Genomic DNA, 15,386 nt, shown 5'->3' on the forward strand with positions numbered 1-15,386 from the left:
CTTTAAGGTGTGACCTTAAAGAACGCCTTTACTACTTGGCAGCTCGTTACCTTCTACTTTGATCGCCTGACGCAACGTTCGGCCGAAGGCTTTAAACAAACTTTCAATGATGTGGTGATCATTGTCACCAGCAGAAGACAGGTGCAGCGTACATGCTAATGTATCAGTCAATGAGCGGAAGAAGTGCACAACCATTTCTGTCGATAAGTCGCCCACTTGCTCACGGCCAAATTCCGCGTCGAATTTAAGGAATGGACGGCCTGATAAATCTAATGCACATTGAGCCAAACACTCATCCATCGGTAAGCTAAAACCAAAGCGGCCAATACCACGTTTATCGCCTAGTGCTTCTTTTAGTGCTTGTCCAAGTGCAAGCGCGGTATCTTCAATAGTGTGGTGATCATCGATGTGAAGATCGCCCTCTACTTTGCATACCATCTGGAAACCACCGTGAGTTGCGATTTGATCAAGCATGTGATCAAAGAACCCCAACCCCGTTGAAATATCGTTACCGCCTTGCTCATCAAGATTCACGGCAACTCTGATGTCCGTTTCTTTGGTGGTACGAATAACTTCAGCAACACGTGCTTTTACCGTCAGATCTTTCAGGATTTGCTTCCAACCCATGGTCTCTGGGTTGTATTGAATACCACGGATGGCCATATTCTCAGCAAGCTGAAGGTCTGTCGCTCGGTCGCCAATCACAACCGAATTCTGGAAGTCCACTTTGCCACCCTGAAGGTATTCTTTCACCATACCTAGCTTAGGCTTGCGGCAAGAACAGTTATCTTCGTCAAAGTGTGGACAGATAAGAACGTCATCAAACTTCACGCCTTGAGATTCAAAAATCTCCATCATCATGTTGTGTGGCGCATCAAAGTCGTCTTGTGGGTAGCTATCTGTACCCAAACCATCTTGGTTAGTCACCATGACTAAACGGTAACCTGCGTCTTGTAAAGCAAGCAAGCTTGGAATTACGTATGGCTCTAACTTCAACTTGTCGAGGCGGTCTACTTGGAAATCAATCGGTGGCTCAACAATCAGTGTGCCATCACGGTCAATAAAAAGGATTTTTTGTTGTTTGCTCACTAGAACATCCTTATTGCTAATCTTGGTTGGCTCTCACTCAAGTGTGAGAGCAAAGTAACTTTACGGCTTTACGAATAGTAGTTTCGAATAAATCCAAGTGTCTTTTCACACTCTTCGCGATTGCCGATACTGATGCGCACACAGTTTTCAATCGGCGAGTTACGTAAAATAATGCCTGTATCCCATGCAGCTTTAAACAGAGCGTCACCATCTGGGAATTTCACCAGCAAATAGTTCCCCCAGCCTTCGAACACTTCGAGCCCAGGAATCATAGACAAACCAACTTGCAGGTAAGCTCGGTTGGCGTTGAGGTCCAGAACCTGAAACTTAGCGCGAGCCAAACCGGCTTCCGATAATGCTTGCTTCGCGATGTCTGCAACCGGAACGGGTACCGGATAAGGTGCGATAACTTTAAGAAGTACATTAATCAGCTCTTCGTTTGCAAGCGTAAATCCACAGCGCAGACCAGCAAGTGCAAATGCTTTCGATAACGTACGCAGGATCGCTAAGTTCGGGTATTGCTCCAGCAAATCTACCGTTGAGGCTTCAGGACAAAAATCGATGTACGCTTCATCCATAACAACGATCGCACGATCTTTCGTCATTTCAAGCAGCGCAACAATATCCTCACGCTTAACTAAATTGCCGGTAGGGTTATTTGGAGAGCAAACAAACACCAGCTTCACGTTATCGAGATTCGCTTCAATACCCGCCAGATCCAGTTGCCAATCTGAATTAAGTGGCACGGTCTTACGCTCGACACCAATGGTTTCTGCACTGATTGAGTACATACCGTAAGTTGGCGGACAGTAAAGAATGGCATCTTCGCCAGGTTCACAAAAAGCACGAACAAGTAGCTCAATACCTTCATCAGCACCACGAGACGTCAGTGTCTGCTCTGGTTTTACGCCAGCGTAAGCCGCGTATGCCGCAATCAGTTCTTTTGGCTGACACTCGCTGTAGCGATTAAGACGAGCAAAATCGGTTTTGTATTCATTATCAAATGGGGATTCGTTTGCATTCAGCCACACATCACCCGTTCCACCAATACGGCGAGCCGATAAGTAAGGAGTTAATTCCTGGACTTGTTTACGCGCTAGCTTTTCCATCTCAATGTTTCCTTCTTACTTCGCTGCCAGTTTTTCTACACGAATAGTTACTGCACGTTTGTGTGCATCCAGACCTTCCGCTTCCGCCATAGTGACAACCGTAGGAGCCAGGTTTTTCAGGCCTTCAGCAGAGAGTTCTTGAACGGTCATACGCTTCGAGAAATCCGCTAAGCCCAGGCTAGAATATGTGCGAGTGTAACCATACGTTGGAAGCACGTGGTTCGTACCTGACGCGTAGTCACCCGCAGATTCAGGCGACCAGTCACCTAAGAAAATTGAGCCTGCGTTATCAAGCAGAGGCAGCAACTCACGCGGGTTTTTGGTTTGAACAATTAAGTGCTCTGGGCCGTAGTAGTTCGAGATAGAAACCGCCTGAGTCAGGGATTCAGCGATAATGATCAAACTTGATGCAAGTGCCTTTTGTGCGATATCAGCACGCGAAAGCTGTTTCAGTTGACGTTGTACGGCATCCGTTACTTGATCCGCAATGATTGCTGAAGGAGTAACCAGTACAACTTGAGAATCAGGACCGTGCTCTGCCTGGCTAAGTAGGTCAGCAGCAATAAAGTCAGCATCAGCCGTATCATCAGCAAGCACCAACACTTCAGACGGACCAGCAGGCATATCAATCGCTGCACCACGGAAATCGTTACTTACCTGGCGTTTTGCCTCTGTAACATACGCATTGCCCGGACCGAAAATCTTATCAACTTTAGAAACCGTTTCCGTTCCGTAAGCCATCGCTGCAACCGCTTGACCACCACCCACATTGTATACTTCATCGATACCGCAAAGTTTTGCAACGTACAGGATTTCATCAGCAATTGGCGGAGGAGAACAAAGCACCACTTTGCGACAACCTGCAATTTTTGCTGGTACACCAAGCATCAAAACGGTTGATGGCAATGGCGCGCTGCCACCCGGGATGTACAAACCGACTTTTTGGATTGGACGAGTCACTTGCTCACACATTACGCCCGGTTGAGTCTCAACTTTAATTGGCTGAGGCTTTTGCGCTTTGTGGAACTTAGCAATATTGTTATAAGCTTGATTCAACGCGCTTTTCATCTTCTCAGAAAGACGATTTGCAGCTGCGTCAATTTCTTTAGCAGAAACACGAATTGATTCTGGCTTTACGCGGTCAAACTTTTCCGTAAGTTCTACAAGTGCAGCATCACCTTCGCTACGTACTTTCGCAATAACCTCTGCAACCGCAGCAGTAATGTTTGCGCCTTCTGCGATGGCTGGACGCTCTAAAATCGAATCTTGTTGATTCTCACTCAGTGATTGCCAAACAACTGTTCTCATGACCCTTACTCCATCATTTTTTCAATTGGTAGCACGAGAATTGAGCTCGCACCTAGCTCTTTTAGCTGTTCCATTGTTTCCCAGAACAGATTCTCAGAGCTCACCAAGTGAACCGCCATTTTCTGCTTGTCTGCTGATAATGGTAATACAGTTGGGTCTTCCGCACCCGGTAGTAGCGCTTTAATTTGCTCCAGCTTTTCTGCTGGCGCGTGCAGCATGATGTATTTTGACTCTTTTGCTTGCTGAACGCCTTGCATACGAGTAAGTAGCTTATTGATCAGCGCCGTCTTATCCGCGTCAAACTCACCTAAGCGTTGAATAAGCGTTGCTTTTGATTTAAAGATGACCTCAGCTTCTTTAAGACCGTTGGCTTCTAGTGTTGCACCGGTTGAAACTAAGTCGGCAATCGCATCCGCCAGACCAGCGCGTGGTGCAACTTCTACAGAACCTGTCAACATACAAGTTGAGAACGGTACACCGGCTTTATCCATGTAAGCCTTTAGCAGGTGCGGATAGGTCGTAGCAATGCGTTTACCCGCTAAATCTTGAGGACCGTTATATTCTTCGTCTTTATCGATAGCAATAGACAGACGACAACCACCAAAATCAAGGCGACGAAGTTGAACAAATTCACATGGCTCTCCTTGTACTTTACGGTCTAAACGCACTTCTTCCAGTTCGTTTTCACCGATGAAACCAAGGTCAACAACGCCATCCATAACCAGACCTGGAATATCGTCATCACGTACCAGCAACAAATCAATAGGCATATTTTCTGAGTGAACCACAAGACGCTCACCCATGAGGTTAAACTTCACGCCGCACTGTTTAAGTAGAGCTTGGCTCTCTTTGCTAAGACGACCTTTTTTCTGAATTGCGATTCTTAAGCGTTGTGATTGCATTGCTATGTCCCTGTACAAGATATTGAAAAATAAATATTTTTTAAACCAAAAACGAAAAAACCCTCGGAAGAATGTTTTCTCCCGAGGGTTTTAAATCTGAATTTCTTTGATTTTAACCTCCGGGAGTATCCTGTCTCCCGGGTATGCGCACATCTCCCGAAAGACTAGACTGGGTGATGATGGTGATGAATGTTCATTACAAAATTGCGCATACTTATTTACTGCTCTGTTTCGTTGCTCTGTTGGTAAACACACTAACCAAGGATTCTGTTTTTTTCAACACTAAATTTTACCTTTTCTAACATTTTTTACTAATACATTGTTTTTGTTTGATTTTTATTTATCTGACCTGTACTAAAAACCAATGAAAAAAGTCTCTATTCAACCGGTATCCTAGTAAATAACGTCGAATTTATAAATTTTGCTATAAACAGCGAGTTAGCATTTTTCATCACTGTAATTAACAACTTTCTCAATAAAAAGACAATAACTCGCCTTACAGCAACTAATTAAAAACTATTATTTTATTGGGGCAAAAATAGTGATTAATGATGAAACTGCATAACAATAGTGCTAACAAAGTTGTGGATTTCAGCGATGCCGATTTATATCCATTAATCGGTAACAGCGCATGTATCCAAGAACTTCGTAATGCAATTAAAAAATACGCTCGATGCGATGCAGAAGTGCTCATTCAGGGAGAGACTGGCGTGGGCAAGGGCTTGTGCGCCCGCCTGATTCATCAGTTGTCGAGAAGACGAGAGTCGCCTTTTATTGAGGTAAACTGTGGGGCGATTCCGAGCGGCCTTATTGCCTCTGAACTTTTTGGTCATGAAAAAGGCGCGTTTACAGGTGCTATTGCTGATCGCATCGGTTTTATTCAAAAGGCTCATAAAGGCACTTTATTCTTAGATGAGATTGGAGACATGCCTCCCGATCTTCAAATCCACTTGTTACATTTTTTAGAAAGTAAGCAGATACATAAAGTCGGCGCTGATAAGTTTATCGATGTCGATTGTCGTGTGATTGCTGCCAGCCATGTTGATTTGAAAAGTGAAGTGGTCCAGGGAGAGTTCCGAGAGGATCTATTCTACCGACTCAATATATTGCCTTTGACGATCCCTCCTTTGAGAAAAAGAGGCAGGGACATTCTTATGCTTTCAGAGCATTTCCTAAACAGTTTATCGAATGGCCAAGTAAACAAAATGTCTGCTGACGTCGAAGAGATGCTACTCAAGCACCGCTGGCCGGGTAACGTGCGCGAACTGCGTAATGTCATCCAAAGAGCGATAATCATGTGTGACGACAACACATTGTTGGTTGAAGATTTAGGGCTCGATTGCAACGAACGACAACTCCTCCCATCTGTCGACCAAATCGATCTTGATTATTTGCTGCAAGCTATCGAAGAAAACAAACACAACATGAGTGCTGCGGCAAGAGATCTTGGCATATCCAGAACAACACTCTACCGCCTTATCAAGAAATACAATTTGAGCGTTTAACACTGTACAGCTGTAACGTAACACTGTGTAACAGTAAACTCATCTATTATCATTCACTTAAAATTTTCACGCCAAAAGCTGAAATTCAGTCTCTTATAAATCAACAAGTTAAAACAGGCATACTCTTTGCTCTCTACTCCTTAGTCATTAAACAAGATGACACAGGAGCAGAAAATGAACACCAACAGGCAATTTTCCAGAATAAGGACAGCGACTCTTGCGGTATCTTCACTGGCTCTCATGTTTTCAATGTCAGCTTTTGCTAGATTAGATGGCGCTATTTTCACAACTACGCCTCTGGGCGACATCGTCAATGAAAATGTCCGTTACCAATCTAAAGAAGAAGTCTTTTTAGATGGCGGCCCTGGGCCACAAGCCCCAAGAACGGCTGCAGCATTACCTGAAGGGCTTTATTACTTCCAGGTCACCGATCCATCCGGTAAGTGTTTATTATCAAGTACGCTAGAAAGCGCTGATACAAACGGCGGTACCTGCTACGAAGATGTAAAAATCAAAGGTAAAAATGCAAAAAATGCCGAGGCATTTTACGCTGAACCACTATCATGCCGACTTTTCTACTTTGATGGTGAAGATGGTGTGACCTTTATTAACGACTCGTACACTATGACTCAAGAAGTGAAAGTTCGCGGTAAAATGGAAACGCAATCCATAGTCGTAGAATGTAGACATCAGCTTGGTAGTGAGTATTTGGAAATAGACCCATCTGCAATGCCAGATGGTGAAACGATTCAACTCTTCCCGTTTGCAAATACGCCTAATTCAGGCGGTGTTTATAAAGCATGGGTATCCACTGCGGAGAGCGTAGAAGCAGCGTGTGAAAGTTCTCCAGACTGGAATGAAGGCATTGAAACCGGTGAAAACTGTAATGGTTTCTTTGGTTTTATTCCACGTAACTCGAAAACGGATAACTTTAAAGCTCTTACAGCAACACCTCCGCCTAACTTTGATATTGCACTTCGTTCTTTCCACGATAAAAACCTTAACTGTCAATACGACCCACTCGTTGATGAAATTATTCCGAATTGGGAGTTTGGTCTTCGTGATATAGATCCAAATATGCTAGGTATGCGAAATACCAAACTATCTAATGACTTACCTGAAGATCCAGTTAGATTCAGTGTGTTTGGTGTTGAAAATCATCCATGGACTATAGACCAATTTATGTGGTGGGCACACAAATATGAAGGGATTGCTCCGATGAATAATACTCCATCGGACACACCATTCAGCCACTTCACCACCTTCTCCGAGCTGAAAGACTTTGCTCCAACCTTCGATGATGGTGCTCTTCGAGTCAGCTTTAAAAACGCAATAGCTTGTCCAGAAGATACAGAAAGTCTATCGCTTCTAGCGGTTGCAGATGACATCGTGAAACGCTCTTCGGGCGAAGATACTGATGAAGAGGCTGGTAACCAAGGGGATCCTGATGGCGATACTGGATTTGTACCAGGTATGTACGCTGAACCTACCTATGATGATGATCCTGTACTAACCATTCGCTTTGGTTCTATTGGTGTCGCAAGACTAGAAGTTTGTAAATCATTCGATGCAGATGGTAGCGGCTCCCACGATGAAGGCGAACAACTCATCCCTAACTGGCCAGTTACACTATACATCCCAGAAAGTGTTCCTGTTCTCCCAGAGGATGGAAACTTTGGTCCTGGCAATCCAGAGTTCGACCTATTAGCACAGCTTCTAATTGACACTGGGTACTTGAAAGAAGGTGAAGAACTAGCGGAAGTCAAAAACCGCTATGTAACAAAACTAACTGAAGATGGTGAGCCCAACGAAATTGGTGAATACCCAGAGGGCTACGGATGTGTGAAATTTAACGTTCTTGTTCCCAACGTAGTACCAACTGACGAAGGCACTCTACCTCCATATGAAGTTAGTGAGGATGTCGATAATCTTACCCCAACCTGGATGAATACCAGTGCTTATAACATCACTTTTGATGTCGAGTCAGTATTAAGCGAATTGAATGGTGCGCCTGTGGTTGAAGGTGTGGTTCGAAATCGTAGTGATGGCGAAGAAGGTAACAAGGTTTACTTTAACAACGTTTGTAAAATCACTGTCGATTTTGATACCAAAGGCTACTGGCACAACAAAAATGGTTTGGCTGAGCTGACAGAAGCAGACCTAGACTATGTCAATGGACTAGACCCATACGACAGTCCTACCGTCTACTTTGGCGCCGGTGATGAACCATTCGACGGTGAATACATGGACGGCACAGCTGTCGCTGCAGCCTTCTCTGACGGTTCAGTAATATGGGGAGCAGGCACCTGGCAATCAGAAGTGTCACACTTCCTAACCGATAACAATGGTAATGCCGATCTTAACGAGCACAAAGAACAGTTAGCGCAGCAATTATTGGCGTTTATCTTTAACACTCGTCATCGCCCTGTTGATTCAGGCTTAAGCCCAGCAACCAAACTTTGGTTCGGCGGTGAATGGGTATCTGTACAAGACATCATCGACAGTGCAATTGCTGCATGGCAGGGTTCTGATATTTACGCAATCGATCATATTAAAACCCTACTAGATGGTATGAACAACAATGATGCAGTTGAAATTCCTGTGTCATCACCTGAGGAGTGTCCTGCACCTTATGAATCTTAATAGTTAACCCCAAAAACGCGATTGCCCCCCTCACCTAAATCGCGTTTCAAAAAAAGCTCCGCTATTACTAGCGGAGCTTCCTCTTTTGCAATTAATAAATCAAAACTTGTTATACGTTCTGATAAGACGCCATCTTCGCTTTAGATAACCAAGAAAGAACGCTACACACAATCACAAAAGTAACGGCTGCTGCTGAGAATGAAATTGCGATAGATGCTGTCATTCCCAGAGTAATGAAGCCAACACAAGACACTAACGCCACAGATAGCGCGTAAGGTAACTGTGTAGACACGTGGTCAATATGATTACAACGTGCACCTGTTGACGACAGAATTGTAGTATCCGAGATCGGCGAACAATGGTCACCAAATACAGCACCAGCAAGTACTGCGCTTAACATAGGCAGCATAAGTGCGATATCCGTCGCACCCGCCATGTCACCTGCGATAGGCAGCATGATACCGAACGTACCCCAAGATGTACCTGTCGAGAATGCCATCAAACCAGACAACAAGAACAGAATCACAGGCAGCCAGTGTGGGTCAATATTACCTTGAGCCAACGTTGACAGGTAAGAACCCGTTTTCATGTCACCGATAACAGAGCCGATCGTCCACGCAAAGACTAGGATCAAAATAGCGCCAAACATTGATTTCGCACCAATCCAAAGCGTACGGATGATTTCACCCATTGGAATACCCTGCTTAAGCACAGTAAATAGACCAACCGCCAGACCAAGCAAGCTACCGTAAATCAGAGACATACCCACATCGGTATTCTCGAATGCGCCCAGTAGAACAAACTCTTTACCATCCGCAGCCAAAGCCTGACCACCGGTGTACATCATCGCAGCAATAGTCGCGACAATCAGTGTTACGATAGGCAGTATCAAGTCAGATACCTGACCTTTATCGCTCTCGCGAATATCAAGCTCTTCGTTGATTTCATGAGCTTCAGGCGCGTCGTTCTCTGTATCCTTGTCAAAGCCACGCCCTTGAGACGCAGAGATCTCATGCTCGCGCATCTTACCGATGTCCAGACCAAACCACGCAACAGCAAACACCATCAATAAAGCGAATACCGCGTAGAAGTTCATAGGAATCAGACGAATGTATGCACCCAAAGCTGAGTATTCTGTGATGCCATGAGATACTAAGATGCCGCCAATAATAGTGATGATGTAAGCGCCCCAGCTCGATGCAGGCATAATTACACACATTGGAGCCGCAGTTGAGTCCAAAATGTAAGCCAACTTAGCACGAGAAACATAGAAGCGGTCAGTAACCGGACGAGAAATCGCACCTACTGCCAGGCTATTAAAGTAATCGTCGACAAAAATGAATACGCCTAAGAAGGCAGCAAGAAGTTTGGAGCCACGCTTACTTTTAACACGAGATTGTGCCCACTCAGCGAATGCTCGAGTACCACCAGAGAGTGTTAATAATGCCGTTGTCATCCCCAACAGGATAAGGAAGCCAACAATGCTCATATTCCAGGTGTTAAGGCCACCATCTTCAACAAAGACAGAAGAGACTTGAGTACCAACATAGCCAGCGGTATCACCAACCGACCAACTATTTAGCAGTACCGCACCGAGTACGATACCTACACCAAGAGAAATTAATACACGTCGAGTCAAAATAGCCAGTGTCAAAGCGACTAGCGGTGGCAATAATGAAACAGGAGAACTAGAAAAATCTATTAAATTCATGATCTTCAAAAACCAAAGTTTGGCTAGAGATCTACTGCAGACAAGTTACGTTTTACTTAAAACGTACTCATGTTGAACTTAGCGACAGGGAAGCGAACACTCCACCCAACCCTACAGTAGCGCTCCATAGTTTAATGTAAATATACTATGGCAGTGTTGTTCCTTTCGGATACAACCCCAGCAAATAATGTTGATGGATTACTTGCTTCGGCAATCTTCGCCTTCCACTATTATTCATTGGCATCACCCCAATAATAGCTACTCTTCGAGACTGCGCCTCTACGGCAACAGCAAACAATTGACCGCTAATTATACAAATTAGCAACAATTTATCTGCAATATTGCATCAGGTAGCGCTATTGTACTTATGATAGGAGCCATTGCAACACATCAAACTAAATTAAACAGATAAAACTCAGTTAAGCCAACTGGAAGTGTTAACTCACTCTAACGTTATCCAAATCATTATTGTGCAACTGACATCACTTCAATTAGGCTTTCTATGAAACCTTATTACTACACAAAATTACCATGCCTTATGTAATATTGATAAATAAGGTAAATGTAATGCGAATACAAAGAGACTTTATCTTTACCGACAAGTAAAAACATCTAGGCGATTAATAAAAGTAATTACACAATTTCTGTGATTAAAATTATGCGGACTAACTTGAATTTCCATCTTATAAGTTTTAATTCTCAATAATAATATTACTTTCTCTAAAAAAGTGGCCAAAATTAAACGAAATCATGATTTAGTATTTGCACATAAGTAAAAGATAAAGTTAAATATAAGGACTTACTATTTATTTGTAGCATGGCATTATTTCATCGTAACGATAAAAGGTGCCAAACACATTAACCTATTAATAGGAATCGTTATGTCTGAGCTGACTAAAACACTTCTAAATATCCGTAGCCTTCGTGCGTTTTCTCGTGAGCTGACTCTTGAACAATTGGAAGAAGCTCTAGATAAACTTTCTACTGTTGTAGCAGAGCGTAAAGAAGCGGAAGAAGCGGAACTCGCAGCACAAGCTGAGCAAGAAGCTAAGCTTGCTGAAATCGCAGAAAAAATTGCTCAAGACGGTATTGACGTTGAAGCTCTTATTAATGCGCTATCAGGCGAAACTAAGACTAAAGCGAAATCTAAGCGCGCACCTCGCCCTGCAAAATACAAGTACACGGATACTAACGGTCAAGAAAAAACTTGGACAGGCCAAGGTCGTACACCTTCTGCAATCCAAGAGCAGCTTGATGCAGGTAAATCACTAGATGATTTCCTAATCTAATTGCTGGATATATAAAAGGCTCCTCAGGGAGCCTTTTTTGTATCTATTAGACAAATAAAAATGGCGCATATCATTATGCGCCATTTTTACATTTGTAAATGAGCTGTTAACTTTAGCTAAATTAACGTTCCCAATACGCTTCTTCTAAACTATCTTCTCGCTCAGGTAAGCCACGTGATAGACGTGGAGAATGCTGAACAAGAACTTCATAACTTGCACGGTTTGCGTATTTACAAACTTGTGAAAAAGAAGAGTAAGTTAAATACTCATTGCTGTGCTTACTTGAATTAGGCACATTTTCTTTGTGGTATTTATTCGCAGCCATGTCATGTAAAACCGCAGACAAAGCCGCATCACCTGCGCCATTGGTATTCTTAATTTTCTCCGGGCCACCCATATATGGTGAAATATGAGAATACACTTTGATCGGTGTTTCACACGCGTCTTTTTGTGCAGGTCGGCTAAATTCGTAACGGTTAAACTCTGCAATTGATCCTGGCAACAATGGCAAAGTGGTTTCACGCTTCGCGCTATCTTCTGTATAACCCGCCATGAATAAGCCAACAGGTCCAGCAGTACAAAGTACTAGATCTGCCCAATCCAACGTCTTGTCTGATGCCGCTAAAGGATCAGATTCACCAGTCAGTGCTTCGGCTTCATCTTCATTCATTGCGACAACAGAAACATGGTCACGAATAAACGCTTGCCAATATTGAGGATCGTCCTGAATAACAAATTTTGTACCCAATGTCAGTACAACTGGCACATCATACTTTTTCGCGTACTCGATCGCCTTCATGGTTGCTTCCGGCATTGGGTCGCCCTCTTTGCAACGCACTAGGTAAGACGTCAATAAAAGCGCAGAAGCATTCTTGAAGATTTTCTCTGGGATGCTATCGGGATGAAGTTGGTTCATCTGACCTTCGCTGATGGCAAAAGTACGTTCACCGTCTTCTGTAATTAGAGCAAAACAACGCCCTATTGAGCCATTAACACCTTGAAGGTAGTTAAGGTCCATACGGCTTGAAGTATTACACAAATAACGGTAGCCGTAGCTACCAATTCTAATGTCCTGACTCATTACCCCAAGCAAAGTGGAACGATCATCAGCAAGAACAGAGTAATTGTGCAACGTATTGCCAATCGTACCACCAGCGTATTCGTTAGTGATTAGGTTCTCTTCTTTTAATTGCTGATAAAGCGCTTCTGCTGTTTCATCATTAATAACTAATGAGTGGCCTTTACTCAAACCATATTTTTCAATCACATCTGTCGTAACTTTTGCTTCAATATCGACCAGTGTTTGATCAATACCGATGATGTGAGTACGCGTCATCTTCTTGCTTTCTTGTGCTTGACTGACTAAAGGGTCACGAGCATGAACAGGAAAATAATGCTTGGATTTGCGTTGTCCAGGAAATTTCATATTGTTAGTCTGAGTAAGGGATGAAAAAGAAAACGGATTCTATACCGCGAATAATATTGCGGCAATAACAGCCATTATAGCAAACGTTTGCCCGTCTCTTTTTTCTCCGCGATGACTTATTCGCCTTCCATAAAGCTTAAATCTGGCAGTTGATCCAGGTGCTCGCTATAACGTTTCAGACTAAACTCACCTTCGTTTTTCATCACATCAAACACTTCAATCGACATCGCACATGCCATCATAGCCACTGCATCTTCGCGAGGCGTCCCCGTCATCACTAGACGCATAAGTGTTTCTTTGGCCTTCATCGGATTGCCGTCTTCTAATTGATTTTCAACAATCTCAATTAACTCAGCTTCTTGCATAAATTGGTTTTCTTCAGTCATCTTGATATTACCTCTTGGATTTTCGGCAACTATGCCATATATATCCCTTCTATACTTATCGAATTCTCACACAGTGCTCTGTTTCGGTTAAATTTACATCAAAATCGAAGTGTGATTTCGCTCTCGGATCTGTCACCGGTTTGTGGATTCTGGTAGAATCTGCCTCCCGTTTATTTAAGTGGTGTTTAGTAATGTCTGATAACAGCCAAAAGAAAGTCATCGTCGGTATGTCCGGCGGCGTTGATTCATCTGTTTCTGCGTATCTTCTTAAGCAACAAGGCTACCAAGTAGAAGGCCTGTTCATGAAGAACTGGGAAGAAGATGACAACGAAGAATATTGCACAGCAGCAGAAGATTTAGCCGATGCTCAGGCAGTATGTGACAAGCTTGGCATCCACCTACACACCATTAACTTTGCTGCCGAATACTGGGATAACGTATTTGAGTATTTCCTTGCTGAGTACAAAGCAGGCCGTACGCCTAACCCAGACATTCTTTGTAACAAAGAAATTAAGTTCAAAGCGTTCCTTGAATTTGCTGACGAAGTACTGGATGCAGATTACATTGCAATGGGCCACTACGTACGCCGTTCTTTCCCAGAAAATGGCGAGAAGCCACAAATGTTACGTGGCTTGGATAGCAACAAAGACCAAAGCTACTTCCTATACACATTGAGCCACGAACAAGTCGCTCGCAGCCTGTTCCCGGTTGGTGATCTGGAAAAACCTGAAGTACGCCGTATCGCGGAAGAACAAGGTCTAATTACAGCGAAGAAGAAAGACTCGACTGGTATCTGCTTTATCGGAGAGCGCAAGTTTACTGACTTCTTAGGCCGTTACCTGCCAGCTCAACCAGGCAACATCGAAACGCCAGAAGGTGAAGTCATTGGCCAGCACCAAGGTTTGATGTACCACACGCTAGGTCAACGCAAAGGTCTGCATATTGGCGGCCGTAAAGGCGGCGGTGGTAATGAAGATCCATGGTTTGTTGGAGAGAAAGATCTTGAGCGTAACGTACTGATTGCAGTTCAGGGTAAAGACCATCCGATGCTAAAATCAGAAGGTCTACTTGCGTCACAACTGCATTGGGTAGATCGTGAGCCAATTCGCGATGTTATGAAGTGCACGGTAAAAACTCGTTACCGTCAGCAAGATATTCCTTGTACAATCATCCCTATCGATGATGAGAACATTAAAGTGATCTTTGATGAGCCACAAATTGCAGTGACTCCAGGTCAATCCGCTGTGTTCTATAAAGATGACGTTTGTCTGGGTGGCGGTATCATCGAACAACGCATTAAATATTCTCAAGCTTAGGAGTTGTTACGTGGCGAATACACTTTATGACCGTACTATCGCGTTTGCTGGCATTTGCCAAGCTGTTGCTTTGGTTCAACAAGTTGCGAAAAACGGACATTGTGATCAAGATGCCTTTGAAACATCCATTAACGCCATTTTGAACACCAGTCCAGCCAACACGATTGGCGTGTTCGGTCGCGAAGCCGACCTTAAGCTCGGTCTGGAGTGTTTGGTTAAAGGAATCGATAGTACGCCGTCTGGAAGCGAACTCACTCGCTACATCATTAGCCTGATGGCATTGGAACGCAAATTGACGGCGCGCAACGACGCCATGTCTCAGCTCGGTGATCGAATCCAGATGGCACAGCGTCAAACCGATCACTTCGAGTTGATGGACGACCAAATGATCAGCAACCTGGCAAGCATTTATCTGGATGTAGTTAGCCCTATCGGTCCGCGTATTCAAGTAACGGGTACGCCTGCTGTCCTGCAACAGACCTCGATTCAGCATAAAGTTCGTGCACTACTATTATCTGGTATTCGCAGTGCGGTACTTTGGCGTCAGGTTGGTGGTAAACGTCGCCACTTGATTTTTGGTCGCAAGAAAATGGTCGAACAGGCACAGATCCTGTTGGCCCGTATGTAAGAATAACAATAACAAGCTCGCGTTTATCGCGAGCTCGTTTTTTTAGCTTAAAACCACTCTCGCGCAAACGTTTG

The 15,386-nt window shown here is 43.8% G+C and carries 12 protein-coding genes, 1 riboswitch and 1 other annotated feature; of the genes, 5 read left to right on the plus strand and 7 right to left on the minus strand.

The genetic code is table 11. The features are described 5' to 3' along the window. Positions 1-15: 15 nt before the first annotated feature. The 4 genes from hisB to hisG all read right to left on the minus strand — a co-directional run bounded on the left by hisB (position 16) and on the right by hisG (position 4,408). Positions 16-1,089 carry a bifunctional histidinol-phosphatase/imidazoleglycerol-phosphate dehydratase HisB gene (gene hisB, locus V1U08_RS09245; protein ID WP_014231489.1) on the minus strand — a complete coding sequence of 358 codons (1,074 nt, stop codon included), beginning with the start codon at positions 1,087-1,089 and terminating at the stop codon, positions 16-18. A gap of 68 nt (positions 1,090-1,157) precedes the next feature. Beyond that, on the minus strand, positions 1,158-2,198 hold the full coding sequence (gene hisC / locus V1U08_RS09250) for a histidinol-phosphate transaminase (RefSeq protein WP_330470457.1): 1,041 nt from the start codon (positions 2,196-2,198) through the stop codon (positions 1,158-1,160). 15 nt (positions 2,199-2,213) lie between these two features. Further along, positions 2,214-3,506 carry a histidinol dehydrogenase gene (gene hisD / locus V1U08_RS09255; protein WP_330470458.1) on the minus strand — a complete coding sequence of 431 codons (1,293 nt, stop codon included), beginning with the start codon at positions 3,504-3,506 and terminating at the stop codon, positions 2,214-2,216. A gap of 5 nt (positions 3,507-3,511) precedes the next feature. Continuing rightward, entirely contained in the window at positions 3,512-4,408 is an 897-nt protein-coding gene (gene hisG, locus V1U08_RS09260; RefSeq protein WP_014231486.1) for an ATP phosphoribosyltransferase, read from the minus strand. A 51-nt stretch (positions 4,409-4,459) separates the two neighbouring features. Further along, positions 4,460-4,597, minus strand: a sequence feature (His leader region). A 362-nt stretch (positions 4,598-4,959) separates the two neighbouring features. On the opposite strand from hisG, the gene V1U08_RS09265 reads away from it, so the two are divergent. Further along, the gene (locus V1U08_RS09265; RefSeq protein ID WP_020332947.1) at positions 4,960-5,913 is read left to right on the plus strand and encodes a sigma-54 interaction domain-containing protein; all 954 of its coding nucleotides are present in this window, start codon (positions 4,960-4,962) and stop codon (positions 5,911-5,913) included. Positions 5,914-6,087: 174 nt separating this feature from the next. Continuing rightward, positions 6,088-8,556 carry a hypothetical protein gene (locus V1U08_RS09270; RefSeq protein ID WP_330470459.1) on the plus strand — a complete coding sequence of 823 codons (2,469 nt, stop codon included), beginning with the start codon at positions 6,088-6,090 and terminating at the stop codon, positions 8,554-8,556. A 109-nt stretch (positions 8,557-8,665) separates the two neighbouring features. On the opposite strand, the gene tet(35) is transcribed toward V1U08_RS09270, so the two are convergent. Continuing rightward, the gene (tet(35), locus tag V1U08_RS09275; RefSeq protein WP_330470460.1) at positions 8,666-10,267 is read right to left on the minus strand and encodes a tetracycline efflux Na+/H+ antiporter family transporter Tet(35); all 1,602 of its coding nucleotides are present in this window, start codon (positions 10,265-10,267) and stop codon (positions 8,666-8,668) included. A gap of 109 nt (positions 10,268-10,376) precedes the next feature. Then, positions 10,377-10,557: riboswitch (Lysine riboswitch) on the minus strand. 591 nt (positions 10,558-11,148) lie between these two features. Between tet(35) and V1U08_RS09280 the strand changes: the two genes are divergently transcribed. Next, positions 11,149-11,556: an H-NS family histone-like protein gene (locus tag V1U08_RS09280; protein ID WP_014231482.1), complete on the plus strand. Its 408-nt coding sequence runs from the start codon at positions 11,149-11,151 to the stop codon at positions 11,554-11,556. 121 nt (positions 11,557-11,677) lie between these two features. Here the strand turns inward: V1U08_RS09280 and V1U08_RS09285 are convergent, their stop codons facing one another. Further along, positions 11,678-12,982 (minus strand): inosine/guanosine kinase, encoded by a 1,305-nt coding sequence (locus tag V1U08_RS09285; protein WP_014231481.1) that lies wholly within the window; start codon positions 12,980-12,982, stop codon positions 11,678-11,680. 116 nt (positions 12,983-13,098) lie between these two features. Next, positions 13,099-13,368 (minus strand): hypothetical protein, encoded by a 270-nt coding sequence (locus V1U08_RS09290; RefSeq protein ID WP_014231480.1) that lies wholly within the window; start codon positions 13,366-13,368, stop codon positions 13,099-13,101. 191 nt (positions 13,369-13,559) lie between these two features. On the opposite strand from V1U08_RS09290, the gene mnmA reads away from it, so the two are divergent. Both mnmA and hflD read left to right on the plus strand, forming a co-directional pair. Then, a complete protein-coding gene (gene mnmA / locus V1U08_RS09295) occupies positions 13,560-14,684 on the plus strand; it encodes a tRNA 2-thiouridine(34) synthase MnmA (RefSeq protein WP_020332942.1) in 1,125 nt (374 codons plus the stop codon). A 10-nt stretch (positions 14,685-14,694) separates the two neighbouring features. Beyond that, positions 14,695-15,312, plus strand: coding sequence for a high frequency lysogenization protein HflD (gene hflD, locus V1U08_RS09300; RefSeq protein WP_014231478.1), 618 nt, complete (start codon positions 14,695-14,697; stop codon positions 15,310-15,312). The last annotated feature ends 74 nt before the right edge of the window (positions 15,313-15,386 follow it).

This window comes from Vibrio sp. YYF0003, from assembly GCF_036350715.1.
Classification (GTDB): Bacteria; Pseudomonadota; Gammaproteobacteria; order Enterobacterales; family Vibrionaceae; genus Vibrio; species Vibrio natriegens.